This window comes from Phaeobacter sp. CC-HEC084 (assembly GCF_059429255.1).
In genome coordinates this window covers 883,359-903,640 of the sequence record NZ_JCAIJQ010000002.1, presented here as the reverse complement: position 1 = coordinate 903,640, position 20,282 = coordinate 883,359, and the positions used below count along the sequence as shown (strand labels likewise).

Genomic DNA, 20,282 nt, shown 5'->3' with positions numbered 1-20,282 from the left:
AGTCGCTTTACGGGCTTTTAGATCGGCCATGTTTCCGATAGGAAATCGCGCAATCCCACCTCCAACCCGACGGAGCCAGCATGACCGAGACCACCCGTGACCCCGGTTTTTTCACCCAGTCCCTCGCCGATCGCGATCCCGAACTGTATTCTTCGATCACTGACGAGCTGGGCCGCCAGCGCGACGAGATCGAGCTGATCGCATCGGAGAACATCGTTTCTGCCGCAGTGATGGAAGCACAGGGATCCGTGCTGACCAACAAATACGCCGAAGGCTACCCGGGGCGCCGCTACTACGGTGGCTGCCAGTATGTCGACGTGGCGGAAAACCTGGCGATCGAACGCGCCAAGGAACTGTTCGGCTGCGACTTTGCCAATGTCCAACCAAACTCGGGCAGCCAGGCCAACCAGGGCGTCTTCCAGGCGCTGATCAAACCCGGCGACACCATCCTTGGTATGGATCTCGCCTCGGGCGGACACCTGACCCATGGCGCCGCCCCCAACCAGTCGGGCAAGTGGTTCAACGCCGTCCATTACGGTGTGCGCCGCGATGACAACCTGATCGACTACGACCAGGTGGAGGCCCTGGCGCTGGAGCACCAGCCCAAGCTGATCATCGCCGGTGGTTCCGCCATCCCGCGCGTCATCGATTTCGCCCGTTTCCGTGCCATTGCCGATAAGGTCGGCGCCTACCTGCACGTGGACATGGCGCATTTCGCCGGTCTGGTGGCAGCGGGTGAGCATCCCTCGCCCTTCCCGCATGCGCATGTGGTGACCACCACCACCCACAAGACCCTGCGCGGCCCGCGTGGCGGCATGATCCTGACCAACGACGAAGATATCGCCAAGAAGGTGAACTCGGCCATCTTCCCCGGTATCCAGGGCGGCCCGCTGATGCACGTGATCGCGGCCAAGGCCGTGGCGTTCGGAGAGGCGCTGCGTCCCGAGTTCAAAAGCTACCAGAAGCAGGTGCGTGCCAATGCCGTGGCCCTTGCCGATCAGCTGATCAAGGGCGGCCTGGACATCGTCACCGGCGGCACCGACACCCATGTGATGCTGGTGGACCTGCGCCCCAAAGGCGTGACCGGCAATATCGTGGACAAGGCCCTCGGCCGTGCGCATATCACCACCAACAAGAACGGCATCCCGTTTGACCCGGAAAAGCCGACAGTGACTTCGGGCATCCGCCTTGGCACCCCGGCGGGCACCACTCGCGGCTTTGGCGAGGAAGAGTTCCGTCACATCGCCGACCTGATCGTCGAGGTGATCGATGGTCTGGCCGCCAACGGTGAAGACGGCAACGAGGCCGTGGAAGAGGCCGTACGCGGCAAGGTCGCGGCCCTCTGCGCCCGCTTCCCGCTCTACCCGAACCTCTGATCCCAGAACGGTTCTTTATGCTTCCAGTGCCCGGCGCGATGACATCGCCCGGGCATTTTTCTTGCCGAATGTCAGTTTATCGGGCAATGGATATTCCCAAGGAGGAGTACGGCGCCTGACAGGACCGTCTCCGCCCTGCACAGTTTGGTAACCATTTATTTTGTTTGAGATCTTGTAACATGGCGAATTTTCCCGCCGGTCCCAACCGCACCCGCCGCCTTGAACGCCGACTTGGCGATGCCATGCGGGCCCGCCTGCCCTTTGCCGTGGCAGAATTTGTTATGTTCGGCCTCAAGCAGGCCTGGGCCGCCATATTCGGAGCCTTTCTCCTGTTCGGCATTCTCTTCAGCAATCACATCTGGCAGCCGAACTGGGTGCTCGCGCGCTATGACGCGCTGCTGATGTACGCGCTGGCCTTGCAGGCGTTGCTTTTGTGGACTGGGATGGAAAGCTGGCGCGAAGTTCGCGTGATCCTGCTGTTTCACCTGACCGGCACCGCAATGGAGATCTTCAAGGTCCATATGGGCAGTTGGAGCTATCCGGGCGACGGTCTGTTCAAGATATATCAGGTACCGGTTTTTTCCGGCTTCATGTATGCCTCGGTGGGCTCCTATATGGCGCGGGTTATCCGGCTGTTCGATATGCGCTTTGCCCCCTATCCGCACTACTGGATGCCCCTTCTGCTTGCGGTGGCGATCTATGGCAATTTCTTCGCCCATCACTTCCTGCCTGATATGCGCGTCGTGCTTTTTGCGGCAACGGTGGTCATTTTCCTGCGCACCCGTATCTGGTTCACCATCGGTCATAACCGCTATTGGATGCCGCTGCCGCTTGCGGCTTTTCTATCCAGCTTTTTCCTGTGGCTGGCTGAGAACATCGGCACGGGCACGCGGACCTGGCTTTATCATGGGCAGGCCCCGACAGATTGGGTGAGCCTTGCCAAGATGGGGTCCTGGTACCTGTTGCTGTACGTAAGCTTTGCCACGGTAACCCTGGTTTTCCGCGAGGCGCTGAGCGATAAGGCGCTGCACGCCTCGCGTCCCCGTGTCAAAGGCCCCACCGGCGCAGCAAAGGCGCCCTAGCTGCGCTAGACGAACCCGCGCCAGCGCAACACGAGGATCAGCAGCGCCACGACGGCCAGCAAGGAAAACGCCATGCTGCCCAGCATCTGCAACAGCCGGTCCTTGCGCCGCTCCGCCAGATTGATGCTGCGCAGATGAGCCGTAACCTCGCGGCTGGCTCCATGCAGCGCCGCCTGATCCAGCGTCAGGCTCAGCTTCGGATGCTCCAGCAGCGGCAGGGCTTCGGCCAGTCTCATCCCCTGTCGGTAGATCCGCCGCGGCAACTGGCGGCGCGCCTTGCGTAGGGCCAAAGGCAGATCACCCGAGGCCTGCGTACGCTCGGCCAGCAGGCTGCGGATTTCTTCGATTTCCTCAAGGACGGTCTGTGACATCGTTCTGGGCTCCGGTCCGGCGGCGTCCTGCCTGCCAAGGCGCAACCTACCGCGTTCACATAGCTGGCTCAATGGGGCTGGCGCCGCTGCGCCATCGCGTTTATCACCTGCCCCCATGCTGAACACGATCCTGCACGGTGCCCCGACTGACCGCCCGCCTCTTCTGATCGCCCACGGGCTTTATGGCTCGGCCCGCAACTGGGGCGTCATTGCCAAACGCCTGTCCGATGAGCGCCAGGTGATCGCAGTGGATATGCGCAACCATGGCAGTAGCCCCTGGAGCGACAGCCACAGCTATCCCGATATGGCCGAGGATCTGGCCGAGGTGATCGCAGCCCACGGCGGACAGATGGATGTGATCGGCCACTCCATGGGCGGCAAGGCCTCGATGATGCTGGCGCTGCTGCACCCGCAGGCGGTGCGGCGCCTGCTGGTCGCCGACATTGCCCCGGTCAGCTACACCCACAGTCAGATCCAGTTCATCGAAGCCATGCGGCAGGTGGATCTGGAACAGGTGACGCGTCGCTCGGATGCCCATGCACAGCTAGCTAAACTGGGTGTGGAACCAGCTTTGCAGAGCTTCTTCACGCAATCGCTTGATATTCAGGGAAAACGCTGGCTACTGAACCTTGATGCGCTGGCCAATCATATGCCCGGCATCATGTCCTTTCCGCAGGTTGAGGCCAGCTGGGACGGGCTTGCGCTGTTTCTGTCCGGCGCCAATTCGGACTATGTTCTGCCGGAGCACAGGCCGCAGATCCGTGCCAAGTTCCCCAACGCACGGTTCGCCAAGATCCCCGATGCCGGGCACTGGCTGCATGCAGAAAACCCGCGCGCCTTTGAACAGACGGCGCGGGCCTTTTTCAACGCCTGAACAGGCTGTGTCATGATCCGGGCCACCCTGATCCTGGAACGGCCCGGATGATCGCGATTACATGCCCTTGTCGACCGGCTCTTCGATCGAGGCACCCGCTGCTGCCCAATCGGACAGGCCGCCGGTGTTGTAAACGGTTTCATAGCCCATATCCTTGAGCAGCTTGCCCGCAAGGGCCGCCCGGCCACCGCTGGCACAATGCAGCAAGATCGGACGATCCATCTTCAGGGTGTCGTCGTGGAACGGGCTGGCCGGATCGGCGCGGAATTCCAGCATGCCGCGGGGGATATGGTGCGAACCCCGCACCCGGCCATTGGCCGACAGTTCCGGCGCATCACGGATATCCAGCAGCAAGGCGCCTTGCTCCAGCAGTTTCTGCGCCTCTTCCACCGGCAGGCGCTCCACGGCGGCGTTGGCGTCTTGCATCATCTGTTGCAGAGTCAGGGGCATGACAGTTTCCTTTTCTTGATCAGCAGGTTCAGCCGCCCATCCATCATCGGCGGCTCCTCTCGCAGCACGCTACGCGCGAAGCCATCCGGGCGGCAACCCCGCAAAGGCCGCGCCTCAACCAGCCGTGATCGCCTCCCTGCCGAAAGTGTGCCCACGCCAACCGGAACAAGGTTGCCATGGGCCGGTTTCCTCAGCGCGCGCTGATCTTTTCCGGTTTCGCCATCCATTCGCGCCCCTTCAGCATGGCCTTCCAGTAGATCGGCGGCAGGATCTTCTCCTTCAGCAGCCAGGCTGTGCGCGAAGGCTTGGTGCCGTCCAGCAGGAACTTCGGGAAACTCGGCAGCATGGCGCCGCCATAGCCGAACTCGGCCAAGACGATCTTGCCACGCTCCACGGTCAGCGGACAGGAGCCATAGCCGTTGTATTGCGCGACCGGCGCCTTGCCTTCGATATCCGCCGCCAGGTTTTCCGCCACGATGGGCGCCTGAATACGTGCCGCGGCAGCGGTTTTGGCATTTGGCGCGTTCATCACATCGCCCAGCGACCAGATATTGTCATAGCTCGTGTGGCGCAGCGTGGACTGATCCACATCGACCCAGCCTGCGGCATCGGCCAGCGGCGACACCCGGATGAAATCCGGCGCCGTCTGCGGCGGGCAGACATGCATCATGTCGAACTCCATCTCGACCCGTTCGACTGGGGTGTCCGGCTTGGCCACATCAAACCAAGCTTTGCGTGCCTCGCCATCGACCGCCACCAGATTGTGGAAGAAGTTCAGATGAGCGCCGTATTTCTTCACATAGCCTTCGAGCGCGGGTACGTAGTCCTTGACCCCGAACAACACGCCACCGGCGTTGTTGAAATGAATGTCGATATCCTTCAGCACCCCGTTTCGCAGCCAGGCATCGCCCGACAGGTACATTGCCTTTTGCGGCGCCCCGGCGCATTTGATCGGCATCGGCGGCTGGGTGAAGATCGCCCGCCCCTTTTTCAGCCCCCGCACCAGCTCCCAGGTGTAGGGCGCCAGATCGTAGCGGTAGTTTGAGGTGACGCCGTTTTTGCCCAGCGTTTCAACCAGTCCTTCGACCTTGTGCCAATCCAGTTTCAGCCCCGGACAGACGACCAGCCGGTCGTATTTCACCACCCGGCAGCCATCCAGAACGACGGCATCGTCCTTGGGCTCAAAGGCCGCGACCGCCGCCTTGATCCAATGCACGTCCTTGGGGATCAGCGATCCCATGGTCCGCACCGTGTCTTGCGCGTCAAAGATGCCGCCACCGACCATGGTCCAGCCCGGTTGATAATAATGGATATCCGCCGGATCGATGATCGCGATATCAAGATCCGGCTTGCGGGATTTCAGGCTGGAGGCCACCGAGATCCCGGCCGCGCCGCCGCCGACGATGACCACGTCGAACCGCGCATCGGCCCGGTCTGTGGGCGTTTTGCCGCCATTGGCAATCCGGCGCACAACCCCACCCATGTCATAGCCAGCCGCATTGGTCGTGGCGAGGATATCCGCAACGCTGAGCCGGTCCGCCTGCGACAGCGACCACAAGGTTGCCGATCGGGTGCCCGAGCGGCAATAGGCCAGCACCGGCCCCGGCAGCTCCGTCAGTGCTACACCGAACCCGGCGGCATCCGCGTCGCTGACCTTGCCCGACACGATCGGCAGGTAGCGCGCCTCAAGCCCCAGCTTTTCAGCCGCAGCCTGAATTTCGTCAAAGGTGGGCTGATCCGCCCCCTCCCCGTCCGGCCGGTTGCAGATGATCGCCCGATACCCCGCATCGCGGATCGCGGGCAGGTCCGCGATGGTGATCTGCGGGCTGACCGACAGGCCGCTCGTCAATGTCTTGAAGTCCATGGTGTCTCCTCACGTCTGGTGGCGCGCGACCAGCAAAACCAGCCCGTGCAGCTCCCGAAAGTCAGATCACCGGACCTGACATCGGCAAACACTGCAGCCCCCTCTCACAAAACTACATTCATTTTATAAGTTTTGGCGCTACACCCGTCGGTGACTTAGTCACCAAAGCCGCAGATGCCGGACATCACCCCGGTGCATCACGCCTTTGCGGCGTCTTCCGCCAGGCTCAGCAGAGCCTCGCGATCCTGAATATGGACGCTTCCCCGCGCCTGCCGAATCCATCCGCGGCGCTGGAATTCCTGCAATTGCCGCGACACCACCTCGCGGGCGGTGCCCAGTTCGACGGCGAGCCGCTGGTGCGTGGTCTCGATCCGGTCATCGCCTTTGGAAATCTCCAGCAGCCGCTGCGCTAGCCGCACGTCCATCCGCTGGAATGCGATTTCATTGATCACCAGAAACAAATCGGTAATCCGCCGCGAAAAGGCGGTGAAGACAAAATTCCGGAACGAGGGTGACTGCGCCACCAGATCGTCAAAAACCAGACGTGGCACAGCGGCGGCCCGCACCTCGGTTTCCGCGATACCTTCGGCGGAATATTCCGCATAGCCCATCAGGCAGGCGGTGGTGAGAACGCAGCTTTCGCCGCCACCCACACGGTAGAGGACGATCTCACGGCCACTGTCCGACAAATGCTGAACCCGGACGGTGCCTTCCAGCAGGAACAGCATATGCTCGGCCGTTTTGCCCGGCCCGAACAGAACAGTCCCCGCAGGCACATCGATCAGGGTGCTGCGCTGTAGCAGCACCTGTCTGGCCGGGGTTTCCAGCTGCGACAGGCCGGGGAACAGATCGACCCAATCCCGGCTTTCGCTCTCCGCGGTCACGTTGCGCTCTCAGGTCGGGGGTCCAGTGGCGCGATCCGGGCCAATAGGTCGCCCCTGTTCGAAGCGATATCTGCGATGGTCACTTCTTCCAGCACCGCCATGAAGGCCCGGGTAGCCTCCTGAATCTTTCGGGAGAGTTTGCAAACCCCCATCAGCGGGCAGGTATTCATGTCGGGGTTGAAACACTCCACCACTTCCATCGGCCCCTCGGTCAGGCGCACCACATCCGCGACCACGATTTCGTGAGCAGGCCGCCCCAGACGAAAACCGCCGCCGCGCCCGCGCTGGGTCTGCAGGTAGCCCGCCTTGCCCAGCTCATGCACGATTTTGACTACGTGGGGGCGCGACAGCCCATGGATCTGCACCATGTCCTCGACCCGCACCAATGCGGGCGCCTTCAGCGCTGCCAACTGCAGGGAACGCAAGGCATAATTGGTATATCTGGTCAGCTTCATGGTTGTCTCCCCGGCGCCGCAGAGTACGCAGCAGGGCCAGTATAGAACCGCAGTCACGGCAGCGAAAGTGCGGCCGCGGCGCACGTGTTCTCCCATTATCACCACGCGGCCAAACCGGCGCATCCGGCCTGAATAGCGAGGCCGGAAAATGCTGAGTGGCATTAACTCTATTATTACAAGTTTTATGAAATTTGTGAGCCAGCACGTCACGCTGCATTCGAACAAACCTCGGACCAACAAGGCGCAATATGAACGACTGGACTTCCGGCTATGTGGCCGATCTTGATTACACACATGACTTTTTTCGCGAACTGGCGCCGTCCCACCTCGCCTTCTGCGCCGTCTCTCAGGGGAAGAAACACGGGCTGAACCGATCCAAGCTGACATATTGCGAACTGGGCTGCGGTCAGGGGGTTTCGGCAAATCTGCTGGCAGCGGCCAACCCGCATATCGAATTCCACGCGATGGATTTCAATCCGGCCCATATGGTTGGCGCCCGGGCGCTGGCCGAAGAGGCACAGCTGGACAACATGCATTTCCACGAACAATCCTTCGAAGACTTCGCCAATGCCCCAGGCCTGCCCGAGACCTTTGATGTCATCGCCCTGCACGGGGTCTACAGCTGGGTGTCCAAGGAAAACCAGCAGCATATCCTCGACTTCCTGTCGAAGCGGCTGAAATCCGGCGGAATGGTCTACATCAGCTACAACACGCAACCCGGCTGGGCGGCGGCCGTGCCCCTGCGCCGCATCCTGGTGGACCGCACGGCGCAAGGCAGTGGTCCCCTAGCCGAGCGGATCAGCGATGCGATCCAGCACCTGGAACAACTGGATCAGGCCGGAGCGGGGTATATTTCCTCGAACCCGTCGCTGTCTGCATGGATTGAAAAGATCAAGAACATGTCGCCCAACTATCTGGCGCATGAGTATCTCAACAGGGACTGGACCCCGTTCCATTTCGCCGATGTGGCCAGCGACATGTCCCAGGCCAAACTGTCCTTCATGGCCTCGACCGATCCGATGGATCATCTGGACGACGTGTCATTTTCCGCCGAGCAGCTGGCCCTTCTGAACGCGGAAACCGATCCGGTGCGCCGTCAGGGCCTGCGGGATCTTTTGCTGAACGAGCAATTCCGCACCGACCTGTTTATCCGTGGGGAACTGCCCCACACGGCACGCGGCGCCATCGGCGCCTGGTTTGAAACCACGCTGGCGCTGTCGCGCCGCTATGGCGGTGGGCGACTGACCTTCAAGGGGCGTCAGGGAGACCTGCCGCTGCAACCAGAGCAATACGCGCCGGTGCTGACGGCGCTGCAGGACGGCCCGCTAACGGTCCGCGATCTGCTGGATCAGGGCGCCTTCGGGCAAAACACATGGGAGGCCATCACCCGTATCCTGACCGTTCTGATCGGCGCAGGCCACATCACCCCCTGCTTGCCGAAGGAAGGTCTGGAAGAGCGCGCCGCACATTGCCGCGCCTTCAATACCGCCGTGTGCAAACGCGCTGAAGACAGCGAAACCCTGCGCTTTCTGGCTTCACCCGTGACTGGCGGCGGCATCGAAATGGACCGGTTCGAACAGCTGTTCCTGCTGGCCCGCAGCGAAGGGCTGCAAACGCCGAATGAATGGGCAGAGCTGGCCTGGCAGATCCTCGCGCCTCAGGGCTATCGCCTGCATGCCGATGGTCGCATTCTGGAAACGCCTGAGGAAAACCTTGCGGTTCTGCGGGTACGGGCCAACACATTTGCAGCCCAGCGCCTGCCGCTCTGCGAAAGCCTCGGCCTCACGCTTGAGCCACCAATGCCGAACCCAGAGGCCCAGCCCCACTCGCAGGCTGTCGCCTGACGGGGCCAGCGGTTCCTACACATCCGACCTCCGGTAGCTGCCGGGGGTCGTACCCGTCCAGCGTTTGAAAGCGCGGTGGAAATTCGCGGCAGAGGCAAAGCCCACGTCCTGCGACACCGCCTCGATGCTCTTTGCCCCAAGTGACAGATCGCGGATGGCAATATCGCGCCGCAAACCGTCCTTGATCTCCTGAAACGAAGTGTTTTCGGCATCAAGACGCCGGATCAGCGTGCGGGGCGTCAGGTTCAGCGCACGCGCCGCATCTTCCAGATTGCAACTCAGCCGCTCTGACTGCAGCAGCAGCTCACGCACGCGCAACATCACCGCATGCTCCCGGAAGTTGGTAAAGATCCAGTCCCGCGGCGCCCGGATCAGAAACTCCTGCATCTCTGCCTCGCTGCGCGACACTGGCAGCCGGTCCAGCGTGCCGTCGAAGGTCAGCGAGGAACTCACCTCACCAAACCTGACCGGCGCGGGAAACAGGATAGGGTAATCCTCCGCAAACTCAGGCTTTTGGAAGGCAAAGCCGACCTCCCGCAGTGGCAATTCTCGCCCCGCCACCCATGAGGCAATCCCATGGGCAAGCTTCAGCAATAGCATATGCCCGAACCTGTTCTGGCCGCCATCGCCCTGCGGCTCCAGAACAATCTGCAGCCTGTCCTCCCCGGTCTCAAGCCGCACGCGGCAATCATCCAGGACCAAGTTCCAGAACGAGCTAAAGCGAAACAAGGCCGCCGAAAGCGACGACGCCCCGAGCACCGAGGTACAGAGCAGTTTCAGCGCCCCGGACCGGACCGGGCGGCTCCACAACCCCATCATTTCATCGCCGGTTTCACTGGCCACCAACTGGTAAAGCCGCACGATCTGGTCATGGGTGACACGCCCCAACGGCTGCGCCGCATCATCCAATCCGATCTGATCAAGGAATCCTGCAAGCTGGCCCGGCGCGCAATGCACCCGCAAGGTCGACAGCCAATCTTCGAGAAAGGCCCGCGATACCGTCGGCAGGATCAGTGCGCCCTGCGCATGTTCCGGGGGGAGCGGCGACATGGTATTTGTCACTTTTAGCAAGTTTCACGTCCACAGAGGATATAGACCACACTTAGAGCAATGTCTATCTGGCGGGAATGGCAACCGCTAAAGAAAGGCCGCCCCATGACATTTGATGCCCCGGTCAAAGACATGATTTTCAATATCCAGCATCTTGCGGGATGGTCAGAGGTGACCAGCCTGCCTGCCTATGACGGGCTGGAACTCGAGGATGCGGCGGCTGCCCTCACCGAACTTGCGCGGTTCACAGCCGAAGAGATTGCCCCGCTCAACGCACCCGGCGACCAGTCCGGCGCACGTCTTGAAAATGGCCGGGTGATCCTGCCCGATGGCTTTACCGAGGCCTATGGCAAGTTCGTCGAAATGGGCTGGCAAAGCCTGCCCCATCCGGAGGATTTCGGCGGTCAGGGCCTCCCCCGCGCCGTCGGCGCCGCCGCTACGGAAATGCTGAACGCCGCCAACATGAGCTTTGCCCTTTGCCCCCTGCTGACCGATGGCGCGGTCGAGGCGCTGCTGACAGCCGGGTCAGAGGAAACCAAAGCGATCTATCTTGAAAATCTGGTGTCCGGCAAATGGACCGGCACCATGAACCTGACCGAACCGCAGGCCGGCAGCGATCTGGCCCTGTTGCGCAGCCGCGCCGAACGGCAGGACGACGGCACCTATGCGATCACCGGCACCAAGATCTTCATCACCTATGGTGAGCATGACATGGCCGAAAACACCATTCATCTGGTGCTGGCCCGCACGCCTGATGCCCCCGCAGGCGTCAAAGGCATCAGTCTGTTTCTGGTGCCGAAATATATGGTCAATTCCGACGGCACCCCGGGCACGCGCAACGCCGTGAACTGTGCCAGCATCGAACACAAGCTGGGCATCACGGCCAGCCCGACCGCAGTCCTGAACTTCGAAGGCGCCACCGGCTTTTTGATCGGCGACGAAAACTCCGGGCTGCGCTACATGTTCGAGATGATGAACTCCGCCCGCTATGCCGTTGGTCTGCAAGGGGTTGCCATTGCCGAACGCGCCTATCAGCAGGCCGTCAGTTTCGCCCGCGAACGCATTCAATCAAGCCCGGTCGATGGCTCCAGCCGCGAGGCGGTGGCAATCATCAACCACCCCGACGTCCGCCGGATGCTGATGCGCATGCGCGCAGTGACCGAAGGCGGCCGAGCGATGGCGGCCTTTACCGCCGGCTGGCAGGATCTGGCGAAACATTCCGCCAGCGGCGATGACCGCGCTGCCGCCACCGCGATCTCGGAGTTCCTCACCCCGCTGGTCAAGGGCTTCTGCACCGAAATGGGTGTCGTGGTGGCTTCGACCGGGGTGCAGGTGCACGGCGGCATGGGCTTTATCGAGGAAACCGGCGCGGCCCAGCATTACCGCGACGCGCGCATCCTGCCGATCTATGAAGGCACCACCGCGATCCAGGCCAATGATCTGGTGGGCCGCAAAACACTGCGCGATGGCGGCGAAACCGCGCTGCGGCTGGCCGGGATGATCGCGCAGACCGAGACGGATCTGGCGCAAGGCTCTGCCGAGGCGAAATCGGTCGGCGCGCGGTTGTCCGATGCGCGGCAAGCCTTTGAGGCTGTGGTTCGCCACATGGCCGCAACCGGCAAGGAAGACCCCAAGGCGGCCTTTGGCGCCGGAGTGCCCTATTTGATGCTGGCGGGCAATCTGGTGGCAGGCTGGCAGCTGGCGCGCTCCCTGATGGCTGCCGAAACCGCATTGCAGGCCGGCGAGGACCCGGCCTTCATGCAGGCCAAGATCGCCACGGCGCGCTTTTACGCTGATCACATCCTGAACGATGTCGGGACGCAAGCCGACCGGATCCTCAAGGGCTCGGACAGCCTGCTGGCCGCGGTGCTCTGACCTCCCCCAATCCCTGGCAGGTGGCCCTAGCGGCCGCCGCCCTTTTCCCACATTTTCCGAAAGGACATCCCCATGACCGTCGAAATCGACATCTCCCGTTTCACCAACCTGGCCATTGACGCGCAGGAGGATGGCGTCTGGGTGGTGACACTCAACCGGCCGACCAAACGCAACGCGCTGGATATCGACACCATCGAAGAACTGGTTGAGTTCTTCTCACTGGCGCCGCGTGCCGGGGTCAAGGCAGTGGTGCTGGCCGGGGCTGGCGATCACTTTTGCGCCGGCCTCGACCTCATTGAACACCACGACGAAGACCGCAGTCCGGCCGATTTCATGCACGTCTGCCTGCGCTGGCACGAAGCCTTCAACAAGATGGAGTACGGCGGCGTTCCGATCATCGCAGCCCTGCAGGGCGCGGTTGTCGGCGGCGGGCTGGAGCTGGCGAGCTCTGCCCATATCCGGGTGATGGACCAGACCACCTATTTCGCCCTGCCTGAAGGCCAGCGCGGCCTGTTCACCGGCGGCGGCGCCACCATCCGGGTCACCGATCTGGTCGGCAAATCCCGCATGATCGACATGATGCTGACCGGCCGGGTCTACAAAGGCCAGGAAGCCAGCGATCTGGGCCTTGCGCAATATATCGTCGAAGGCTCCAGTCTGGACAAGGCGATGGAACTGGCCCGCCGCGCTGCCGAAAACCTGCCCCTGTCGAACTTTGCCATCTGTTCGGCCGTCAGCCACATGCAGAACATGTCGGCGCTGGATGCAGCCTATGCCGAAGCCGTGGTGGCCGGCGTGGTGAACACCCAACCAGACGCGCGCGCGCGCCTGGCGGCCTTTGCCGACAAAAGCGCCGCCCGCGTGCGCCCCGACAGCTGATCTCAGCCGCCCTTTGAAACTAATGGTCCGGGCGGCTCCGCCCGGACTACATGCCTCCCCGAGCGCACGTGCCGACGAGCGACGAATGCGCGCAGCTCGACAGAGAGCACATCACAGCAGCTGGTGTCTCACAAGTTGAAATCCCCCCGCTACGACAGACCAACTGTCTGTTCCGACGTTAAAATTCGGCACCACTTGCCCCAATCCGTCCACGGAACCCCCGGTTTTTGTAGGACATCCGGGACTATTTGCTCTAAATTGATCATCATAAATGCCTTGAACTTCACCTCGCCACCGGGTCCAAAGCCGTTGCTGGTTGGGAGAAGACAAGATGACCGCGATCGAAGGGTTTTACAGGGCCGAATTCATGACACCAGAACACCACGGGTTCGGTGTTCTGGCCATCGCGGGTGGAACCGCCCGCGGGGGCGACTCGATCATGTCCTACGTTGGCAGTTGCGACTGCTCCGGCGGTGATGTGACCCTTGACCTGGAGGTCTGCCGCCATTCGCATCTGGGACACATGCAGCCGATTTTTAAAACGGACTGTTGCACCCTGTGCATCACGGGCAAGCAGATCGAAGGCGGCCGGATCGCTGGCACCGGACACAGCCCCGAAGCCCCTGACATTCCGTTCAAATTGATCCTGACCAAGCTGCGCGATTGATAAGGCGACACAGCGCGCGTTGCGCCAGCGCCGTAAGGCAGTGACCGGCGAACGCCGGATCGCAAATAGGTGTCTTGCCTCCCCCGCGACGCGTTGATAGGCAGCGCCATGAAATCCGGTCGCAGCCTACCCGGATACCAAAACAAGGGCCCAACATGAAAACACTTGTCATCTGCTCAGGCGGACTCGATTCCGTGTCGCTTGCGCATATCGTCGCCGCTGAGCGTCAGCTCACCCGGCTTGTTTCCTTTGACTATGGCCAGCGCCACCGCAAGGAACTGGACTTTGCCGCCGCTGCCGCGCAGCGCCTTAATGTCCCCCACCACCTGATCGACATGCGCCCCATCGGCGCCGCGCTGACCGGATCGGCGCTCACCGACGACATCGACGTCCCCGACGGTCATTACGCAGAAGAAACGATGCGCATCACCGTCGTGCCAAACCGCAACGCCATCATGCTCGCCATCGGGTTCGGCGTTGCCGCCGCCAACGGGGATGAGGCCGTCGCCACTGCCGTACATGGCGGCGATCACTTCATCTATCCAGATTGCCGTCCCGGGTTCACCCGGGCGTTCGAGACCATGCAGAGGGCCGCGCTAGACGGCTATGCCGATGTCGATCTCTACACGCCTTTTGTAGAACGTAGCAAAGCCGACATCGTCGCCGATGGCGCCCGCCACGGCACCCCCTTTGCCGAGACCTGGTCCTGCTACAAGGGCGGCGATCTGCATTGCGGGCGCTGCGGCACCTGCGTCGAGCGCCGCGAGGCCTTCCACCTCGCCGGGGTCGCGGATCCGACAGCCTATGCCGACCCGGACTACTGGCTCTCCGCCATTGCCGGAAAGGAGGGGCACTGATGTTCCGCATCCGCAAGGAGTTTCATTTCTCCGCCTCGCATCAGCTTTCCCATCTGCCGGACGACCACCAATGCGCGCGCCTGCATGGGCACAATTACATCGTTGTGGTGGAACTGGCTGCCAAGGCGCTGAACGCGGATGGGTTCGTGCGCGATTATCACGATCTCAAACCGCTCAAGACCTATATCGACGAGACCTTCGATCACCGGCACCTGAACGATGTGCTGGATGTCGCCTCGACGGCTGAAAACATGGCGCGCCATTTCCATGACTGGTGCGCGGCCCGCTGGCCTGAAACCAGCGCGGTTCTGGTGAGTGAGACGCCCAAGACCTGGGCCGAATACCGGCCATGACCCTGCGTATCGCCGAGATTTTCGGCCCCACGATCCAGGGCGAAGGCGCCCTGATCGGTGAGCCGACCGTATTCGTACGCGCAGGGGGCTGCGACTATCGCTGCAGCTGGTGCGACAGCCTGCACGCGGTGGACAGTGCCTATCGCCACACCTGGACACCGATGAGTGACGCGGAGATCTGGGACGAGGTTCTGCGCCTGTCAGGCGGGCAGGCCCTGACCGTCTCGCTCAGCGGCGGCAACCCCGCGATCCAGGATTTCGCCCCACTCATCGCGCGCGGCCGGGCGGCGGGCTACCGGTTCGCCTGCGAAACGCAAGGATCGGTTTCCCGGCCCTGGTTCGGCGACCTTGATACGCTGGTGCTGTCCCCGAAACCGCCCTCAAGCGGTGAGAGCGTCGACTGGGCAGCCTTTGCCGCCTGCGTGAAGGCCGGGCAGACTGCCCGCCAGATGGTGATGAAGATCGTCATCTTTGACGAGGCCGATTATGATTGGGCCAAGGACGCCCACGCGCGCCACCCCGACCTGCCGCTTTACCTGCAACCGGGCAATCCCGATGTAGACCCGGAATCCCCTGTGGATCCCCAGGATCTTGCGGACCGGCTGGAATGGCTGACCGAACGCACCATGACAGATGGCTGGTTCGCCCCCCGTATCCTGCCGCAACTGCATGTCCTGATCTGGGGCAACAAGCGCGGCGTCTGACCGATTGGAGTTTTCCATGACAAACGATATCTACAGCAATCTCAAACAGCTGGGCGGAGAAACCCGTATTCCCACCAGCCCCGAAGAGGCGGAACTGGAGCGGGTGCCCAACCCGCAGGCAGATGTGGACTACAACGTGCGTTTCACCGCGCCGGAATTCACTTCGCTCTGCCCGATGACCGGACAGCCGGATTTTGCCCATCTGGTGATCGACTATGTGCCCGGCGACTGGCTGGTCGAATCAAAATCGCTGAAGCTGTTTCTGACCTCCTTCCGCAATCACGGTGCCTTTCACGAGGATTGCACAATTTCCATCGCACGCCGACTGGCGGATTTTCTTGATCCCAGATGGCTGCGCATCGGCGGCTACTGGTATCCGCGTGGCGGCATTCCGATTGATGTCTTCTGGCAAACCGGCCCACTGCCTGAGAGCGTGTGGATCCCGGACCAAGGCGTGCCGCCCTATCGCGGACGGGGTTGATCGCCTAGCGACAAACAACACAACAATCCACCTAGGGGGCGTCAGGCCTGACGCCCCAGCCAATCGCGACGATTAGGGAAAAGACATCGCGCAAGGCCGCCATTGCGTCAACGGGTCGCTATGGCCAACGGTTGGCCAGCCGCCGGTGAGAATTCACCCTAACCAGATCTCCGCAGCAGATTTCCGAGATGGCGACGCTATGCGCAGACGCATCGCCATGCGAGAACTGGCCTGAAAACTTTTCTGCCGCGCGGAGATGATTTTGCCATACAAATGAAGGGGGAATGGTGGGTGATGAGAGACGGAAACAAACCAAAAATTACTGAAAGAATTCAGTTCCGCAGTGTCCCACGCCAGCAGTGAAACCCGGATATAGAAAACAACCACTTACAGGACCGGTGTCCCACGAAAACCATCTTAGCCCAGTCGGCAGTTAGCTTGCGGTATTGCTGTGTCCGCAGCCTCGGAAACTTGCTGAGGCTCCGGTCTTAGGCCGCCATTTCCGGCGCTTACGTTAGATATTTCGGCGCACCTTCCCCTGTGATCGATTTACCCCTCTCGGATCACATCCCAGGGGCCTTGATTGCTCGGCGGATTATGGAAACCCTCAAAGGTTTCCAGTTTTTCCTGTCAGGCAGTGCGGAACTGTTTTCGCCTGGTTTGCTAGGTTCGACTCACCTAAATCAAGCGTTCGCCGGAGCAAGCTCCCGCAAGGCACGCGCCATTTCCAGATAGCCGGAATATCCATACTGCGCGTGCATGCTTTCATACCATGCGGCCCAAGGCTCTCGGCGCTCCTCCGCGAACACGTCGCTCCAGAACCCCTTGCGAACACTGACCTGGCCATCGGGCAACCTCGAAACCTCTATCCGCGCTTCACTCATCAAAAGCCTCCTTTTGTGGTCTACCGAAGTCACCAGCGGCACAAAACGCCAAGCGATCCCCCGAATACCACCCTTCATATTCCACGTTCTGGACCTTTTAGAACCCCTTAGCGCCCTTCCGCTGCCTGTAAGCAGAAAGACATGCATTCAGGCTTGCACTCCAACGTTGTCCTATCCGCGGCAGATTTGGCAGCCACAGCACGTGCAGGCAAGTCGCGACAATCCGAAACCTGGGGTCCCCAGCTCCTACGCCGCTCTGGGCATAGCTGTCACAGTGTCCCTAGGACAATCCCAGCTGGGAAAGGCGAAGCGCGTTCACCGCCCCAAACATGGAACAAAGCCCAACTACCGCAACTTAGAGCATATCATCGCCGTAAATTACGTAGTTCTGGACATCTGAAAGGGTAACAAGAATGTCATCATATCCGTCGTTGTTCATGTCACCCGCTGCAGCAGCGGTAGAGTCCACGTAGTTGGTGGATGTGTCATCTGCCGGGCGAATGACAAAACCGCCGGTCCCCGCGGCGATATCAGACAGATGAATAGCCTCAGTCGAACCCGTCCCGAAAATCACGTAAACGCCAAGCGCCTCTCCAGTGTTCACGTCGCTGCCCGTAATGGCAATGTCGTCGCGCCCGTCGCCATTTACATCTCCGAGGAACGTTACGGAGCTGCCAATAGCAGACAGTTCCTGTGTCCCCATGATTTCGACCCCGCGCGAGCCGAGGTCATCCAGTTCAACGGCAGCAGGGTTTGCACTTCCAAAGACAACATAGGCTGCGCCTGTGTTTTCCCGATCGCCGCGATCTGCGTAAGGCAGGCCAATCAGGATGTCGTCCAAACCATCGTTGTTGAAGTCGCCTCCACCTGACAGTTGGGCACCGCCAGTTTCCGCCCATTCCAAGTCATCGGCATATTGCAGATGCGAGCGTATCTGGAACCCATCGTCGGAAAACCCGTCTTCAAGGAATACTGGCGAACCCTGGCTCCGGCCTTGCACCACAAAGAAGCTCTCCGTCTTGTCGGCGACGTGCCGCATGGCGATCACCATGTCATCCAGCCCGTCCCCATTGGTATCTCCGGCGGAGCTGACAGTGGCGCCCGTCGCCAATCCATCTGCAGAGTCGATTACAAAGCCCCCTTCCCCACCTTCGATAGGGTGCACGCTGGATAGGGAAGTATCCGTGATGACGTAGCCAATCAGGTGATTGAAATCGGTATCATCAATCACGCGCGAGCTGTCCATGACCAGAGCATCGCTGTTGCCGTCACCATTGATGTCACCTAGCGCGGCCCCATTAATCCCCAGTGTTCCAAGAAATTCCCCGGCGCCTTCGATCAGGCTGGTATTCGGCTCTGTTCCATCTGCAAGTGTCACATTGGAGGAGCCGGTGTAGACGAAGGTCGCGCCTATACCTTCAAAGTTGGAAACGCCCATGACGAAGTCAGCACGCCCATCATCATCAACGTCTTCCAGCACACCGATGAAGTTGGCAAGATCCAGCCAGTTTCCGGTATCAAGCGTCACCGTGAACCCGGTACTTCCCGAGGCAGCCTCTGCCACGTTGACAAGATCCGCCTGTGATGCAGCACCGTACAGCACATGATATTCGTAGGCAGATTGGCTACTTCCCCTGACAAGCAGATCCGAACGTCCGTCACCGTTGAAATCACCAAAGCGACCTCCAGGATCTTCATCCGTCAATGGCGTCATTCCAGTGAGTTCAAAGCCTCTGAAATTCCCGGACAAACCAGCAAGGTCGGAGCCAGGAGTGCCACCGCCGGACGACGCGCTAGTGGAAAAGCTCGAAAGTGTCACGCTGGACAGGTAGGTATGATTTGACTCCCCGGTGTCGGGGTTAACTGACCCCTGGCGGTCATAGTGAATAACCGTATCCGTAGCCCCGACGCCCTGCCCGCTTTCAACCCAGATCGAGGCCCCGTCCCGGTTCCCGTCTGATGCAGCATAGGTTCGCAAGCTATCCGCAGTAAACCGCTGACCGCCTACTGTCAGGGTGTCCTCTGCGCTGAAGTCGCGGACCGTATCATCCCCGTCTGCGCCAAAGGCACCGGCCGACTGTACAAAACCCCAGTAAGAATTCGTGACGGTGTAGGAGGCCCCGACGGTGTTGAACCGGAAATGATCTTCACCTTCGCCCCCCCAATACACATCATCGCCACTATAGCCCACGAGCGTATCGTCCCCGCCGTCTCCGGTCAGCAAGTCGGCACCTGCTCCTCCTCGCAGGACATCGTCGCCGCTACCGCCATAAAGGGTGTCATCACCACTGTCACCGTACAGGAAGTCGCCACCGCTTTGACCGGTAATGTAGTCATCTCCCGACCCACCAGCCATCGTATCGCGCCCCCCTGCCCCTGAGAGAGTGTCCGCTCCACGACCACCAAGAAGAGCATCACTGCCAGCCATGCCAGCCATGCTGTCATCTCCGTCGCCACCAATCAGGTAATCGCCTCTACCGCCGCCCAACAGCGTGTCTGCCCCGTCCCCACCATCAAGCTGATCGCGCCCAGCATTGCCCCGCAGTTCGTCACCACCGAAATTGCCAAACAAACGGTCGTCAGCCTTACCCCCGATCAGACGGTCGTGGCCCCCGCCACCTTTGATTTTGTCTTTCCCGCCGCCGCCAAGCAGGATGTCGTCGCCTCCGTTTCCGACGAGTCGGTCCCGTTTACCTCCGCCCGATATGAAGTCGTCGTCCGCTCCGCCAAATATCTTATCCTTGCCATTCATGCCGCGGAGGGTGTCGTTCCCACCTCCGCCAAAAAGGCGATCGTTCTTACTGCCACCGCTTGCGTGATCATTCGCAGCACTGCCAGAAAATCGCATCGACTTCTCCAACTCATCCACAATCGAGCCAAAAAGGTCGGTGAAGTTGAAGTCTACAGCATTCCGGGACTGCACATCCAAATTGGATGGCATCTCGAACAAGGCCGCCATGGCATCCGGGCGCCCAGCATTGAGTTCAGAACGTGCGGTCAAGAAATCGGCAAGGCTCCATTCCAATTCGTCCATGACCGCCTGAAGCTCACCCGAGCTAGAGTAAAAACGCATCTCGGAGACAAGACCGTCATAAGGCACATTGTCCGTACCAAATTCGATGGGAGAAGCATCCGCTTCGACTCGACGGCCAAGCTCATCCACAAAGACAATGGGTCCAGCGGCAACCTGTTCCTGAACCTGCCCGAGGAGGGCACTGTTGAAAAAATGGGTGTCTGTTCCAAGAAGGCGAAGCCGCATAACACAATCTGCCTGTTCTATTGGTTTCGAATGGGCGCTCACAAAAACACGCGCGGTAACGCATGGTTGCGGT

Annotated in this window: 19 protein-coding genes; 11 read left to right on the top strand and 8 right to left on the bottom strand. The window is 60.9% G+C overall.

What is annotated here, in order from left to right; all coding sequences use genetic code 11:
• The first annotated feature begins 80 nt into the window (after positions 1-80).
• Positions 81-1,376 carry a serine hydroxymethyltransferase gene (gene glyA / locus AC5SSZ_RS04770; protein WP_495437300.1) on the top strand — a complete coding sequence of 432 codons (1,296 nt, stop codon included), beginning with the start codon at positions 81-83 and terminating at the stop codon, positions 1,374-1,376.
• 179 nt (positions 1,377-1,555) lie between these two features.
• Positions 1,556-2,458, top strand: coding sequence for a DUF817 domain-containing protein (locus AC5SSZ_RS04765; RefSeq protein ID WP_495437298.1), 903 nt, complete (start codon positions 1,556-1,558; stop codon positions 2,456-2,458).
• Positions 2,459-2,463: 5 nt separating this feature from the next.
• On the opposite strand, the gene AC5SSZ_RS04760 is transcribed toward AC5SSZ_RS04765, so the two are convergent.
• Entirely contained in the window at positions 2,464-2,829 is a 366-nt protein-coding gene (locus tag AC5SSZ_RS04760; protein WP_065270651.1) for a hypothetical protein, read from the bottom strand.
• Between the two features lie 115 nt (positions 2,830-2,944).
• Between AC5SSZ_RS04760 and AC5SSZ_RS04755 the strand changes: the two genes are divergently transcribed.
• A complete protein-coding gene (locus AC5SSZ_RS04755) occupies positions 2,945-3,703 on the top strand; it encodes an alpha/beta fold hydrolase (RefSeq protein ID WP_495437296.1) in 759 nt (252 codons plus the stop codon).
• Between the two features lie 57 nt (positions 3,704-3,760).
• Here the strand turns inward: AC5SSZ_RS04755 and AC5SSZ_RS04750 are convergent, their stop codons facing one another.
• The 4 genes from AC5SSZ_RS04750 to AC5SSZ_RS04735 all read right to left on the bottom strand — a co-directional run bounded on the left by AC5SSZ_RS04750 (position 3,761) and on the right by AC5SSZ_RS04735 (position 7,356).
• Positions 3,761-4,153, bottom strand: coding sequence for a rhodanese-like domain-containing protein (locus AC5SSZ_RS04750; protein ID WP_065270653.1), 393 nt, complete (start codon positions 4,151-4,153; stop codon positions 3,761-3,763).
• A gap of 190 nt (positions 4,154-4,343) precedes the next feature.
• Entirely contained in the window at positions 4,344-6,017 is a 1,674-nt protein-coding gene (locus tag AC5SSZ_RS04745; protein WP_495437293.1) for a bifunctional protein tyrosine phosphatase family protein/NAD(P)/FAD-dependent oxidoreductase, read from the bottom strand.
• A 197-nt stretch (positions 6,018-6,214) separates the two neighbouring features.
• Positions 6,215-6,901, bottom strand: coding sequence for a Crp/Fnr family transcriptional regulator (locus AC5SSZ_RS04740; protein WP_495437291.1), 687 nt, complete (start codon positions 6,899-6,901; stop codon positions 6,215-6,217).
• Positions 6,898-7,356 carry an Rrf2 family transcriptional regulator gene (locus AC5SSZ_RS04735; RefSeq protein ID WP_495437289.1) on the bottom strand — a complete coding sequence of 153 codons (459 nt, stop codon included), beginning with the start codon at positions 7,354-7,356 and terminating at the stop codon, positions 6,898-6,900. Before AC5SSZ_RS04735 ends, AC5SSZ_RS04740 begins: the two co-directional genes overlap by 4 nt.
• Before the next feature lie 248 nt (positions 7,357-7,604).
• On the opposite strand from AC5SSZ_RS04735, the gene AC5SSZ_RS04730 reads away from it, so the two are divergent.
• Complete coding sequence (locus AC5SSZ_RS04730) at positions 7,605-9,200, top strand: methyltransferase regulatory domain-containing protein (RefSeq protein WP_495437287.1); 1,596 nt, start codon at positions 7,605-7,607, stop codon at positions 9,198-9,200.
• Between the two features lie 15 nt (positions 9,201-9,215).
• On the opposite strand, the gene AC5SSZ_RS04725 is transcribed toward AC5SSZ_RS04730, so the two are convergent.
• Positions 9,216-10,250, bottom strand: a complete 1,035-nt coding sequence (locus AC5SSZ_RS04725; RefSeq protein ID WP_495437284.1) for an AraC family transcriptional regulator — start codon at positions 10,248-10,250, stop codon at positions 9,216-9,218.
• A gap of 105 nt (positions 10,251-10,355) precedes the next feature.
• On the opposite strand from AC5SSZ_RS04725, the gene AC5SSZ_RS04720 reads away from it, so the two are divergent.
• The 7 genes from AC5SSZ_RS04720 (at position 10,356) to queF (ending at position 16,066) form a co-directional block, all read left to right on the top strand.
• Positions 10,356-12,125 (top strand): acyl-CoA dehydrogenase family protein, encoded by a 1,770-nt coding sequence (locus tag AC5SSZ_RS04720; protein ID WP_495437282.1) that lies wholly within the window; start codon positions 10,356-10,358, stop codon positions 12,123-12,125.
• 72 nt (positions 12,126-12,197) lie between these two features.
• A complete protein-coding gene (locus tag AC5SSZ_RS04715) occupies positions 12,198-13,004 on the top strand; it encodes a crotonase/enoyl-CoA hydratase family protein (RefSeq protein ID WP_274867162.1) in 807 nt (268 codons plus the stop codon).
• A gap of 331 nt (positions 13,005-13,335) precedes the next feature.
• A complete protein-coding gene (locus AC5SSZ_RS04710) occupies positions 13,336-13,671 on the top strand; it encodes a hypothetical protein (protein WP_495437280.1) in 336 nt (111 codons plus the stop codon).
• A 155-nt stretch (positions 13,672-13,826) separates the two neighbouring features.
• Complete coding sequence (queC, locus tag AC5SSZ_RS04705; RefSeq protein ID WP_274828431.1) at positions 13,827-14,528, top strand: 7-cyano-7-deazaguanine synthase QueC; 702 nt, start codon at positions 13,827-13,829, stop codon at positions 14,526-14,528.
• A complete protein-coding gene (gene queD, locus AC5SSZ_RS04700) occupies positions 14,528-14,881 on the top strand; it encodes a 6-carboxytetrahydropterin synthase QueD (RefSeq protein WP_274839510.1) in 354 nt (117 codons plus the stop codon). The genes queC and queD overlap by 1 nt, the downstream gene beginning before the upstream one ends.
• A complete protein-coding gene (gene queE, locus AC5SSZ_RS04695; RefSeq protein ID WP_495437277.1) occupies positions 14,878-15,585 on the top strand; it encodes a 7-carboxy-7-deazaguanine synthase QueE in 708 nt (235 codons plus the stop codon). The genes queD and queE overlap by 4 nt, the downstream gene beginning before the upstream one ends.
• Positions 15,586-15,601: 16 nt before the next feature.
• Positions 15,602-16,066 carry a preQ(1) synthase gene (gene queF, locus AC5SSZ_RS04690; protein ID WP_274835668.1) on the top strand — a complete coding sequence of 155 codons (465 nt, stop codon included), beginning with the start codon at positions 15,602-15,604 and terminating at the stop codon, positions 16,064-16,066.
• A 683-nt stretch (positions 16,067-16,749) separates the two neighbouring features.
• On the opposite strand, the gene AC5SSZ_RS04685 is transcribed toward queF, so the two are convergent.
• Both AC5SSZ_RS04685 and AC5SSZ_RS04680 read right to left on the bottom strand, forming a co-directional pair.
• A complete protein-coding gene (locus tag AC5SSZ_RS04685) occupies positions 16,750-16,950 on the bottom strand; it encodes a hypothetical protein (RefSeq protein ID WP_065273505.1) in 201 nt (66 codons plus the stop codon).
• Positions 16,951-17,305: 355 nt separating this feature from the next.
• Positions 17,306-20,209 carry a hypothetical protein gene (locus tag AC5SSZ_RS04680; RefSeq protein ID WP_495437274.1) on the bottom strand — a complete coding sequence of 968 codons (2,904 nt, stop codon included), beginning with the start codon at positions 20,207-20,209 and terminating at the stop codon, positions 17,306-17,308.
• Positions 20,210-20,282: the final 73 nt, after the last annotated feature.

Coding starts and splice junctions, on each gene's coding strand:
- glyA (WP_495437300.1), top strand. CDS start 81: ATGACCGAGACCACCCGTGACCCCGGTTTTTTCACCCAGTCCCTCGCC.
- AC5SSZ_RS04765 (WP_495437298.1), top strand. CDS start 1,556: ATGGCGAATTTTCCCGCCGGTCCCAACCGCACCCGCCGCCTTGAACGC.
- AC5SSZ_RS04760 (WP_065270651.1), bottom strand. CDS start 2,829: ATGTCACAGACCGTCCTTGAGGAAATCGAAGAAATCCGCAGCCTGCTG.
- AC5SSZ_RS04755 (WP_495437296.1), top strand. CDS start 2,945: ATGCTGAACACGATCCTGCACGGTGCCCCGACTGACCGCCCGCCTCTT.
- AC5SSZ_RS04750 (WP_065270653.1), bottom strand. CDS start 4,153: ATGCCCCTGACTCTGCAACAGATGATGCAAGACGCCAACGCCGCCGTG.
- AC5SSZ_RS04745 (WP_495437293.1), bottom strand. CDS start 6,017: ATGGACTTCAAGACATTGACGAGCGGCCTGTCGGTCAGCCCGCAGATC.
- AC5SSZ_RS04735 (WP_495437289.1), bottom strand. CDS start 7,356: ATGAAGCTGACCAGATATACCAATTATGCCTTGCGTTCCCTGCAGTTG.
- AC5SSZ_RS04730 (WP_495437287.1), top strand. CDS start 7,605: ATGAACGACTGGACTTCCGGCTATGTGGCCGATCTTGATTACACACAT.
- AC5SSZ_RS04725 (WP_495437284.1), bottom strand. CDS start 10,250: ATGTCGCCGCTCCCCCCGGAACATGCGCAGGGCGCACTGATCCTGCCG.
- AC5SSZ_RS04720 (WP_495437282.1), top strand. CDS start 10,356: ATGACATTTGATGCCCCGGTCAAAGACATGATTTTCAATATCCAGCAT.
- AC5SSZ_RS04715 (WP_274867162.1), top strand. CDS start 12,198: ATGACCGTCGAAATCGACATCTCCCGTTTCACCAACCTGGCCATTGAC.
- AC5SSZ_RS04710 (WP_495437280.1), top strand. CDS start 13,336: ATGACCGCGATCGAAGGGTTTTACAGGGCCGAATTCATGACACCAGAA.
- queC (WP_274828431.1), top strand. CDS start 13,827: ATGAAAACACTTGTCATCTGCTCAGGCGGACTCGATTCCGTGTCGCTT.
- queD (WP_274839510.1), top strand. CDS start 14,528: ATGTTCCGCATCCGCAAGGAGTTTCATTTCTCCGCCTCGCATCAGCTT.
- queE (WP_495437277.1), top strand. CDS start 14,878: ATGACCCTGCGTATCGCCGAGATTTTCGGCCCCACGATCCAGGGCGAA.
- queF (WP_274835668.1), top strand. CDS start 15,602: ATGACAAACGATATCTACAGCAATCTCAAACAGCTGGGCGGAGAAACC.
- AC5SSZ_RS04685 (WP_065273505.1), bottom strand. CDS start 16,950: ATGAGTGAAGCGCGGATAGAGGTTTCGAGGTTGCCCGATGGCCAGGTC.
- AC5SSZ_RS04680 (WP_495437274.1), bottom strand. CDS start 20,209: ATGCGGCTTCGCCTTCTTGGAACAGACACCCATTTTTTCAACAGTGCC.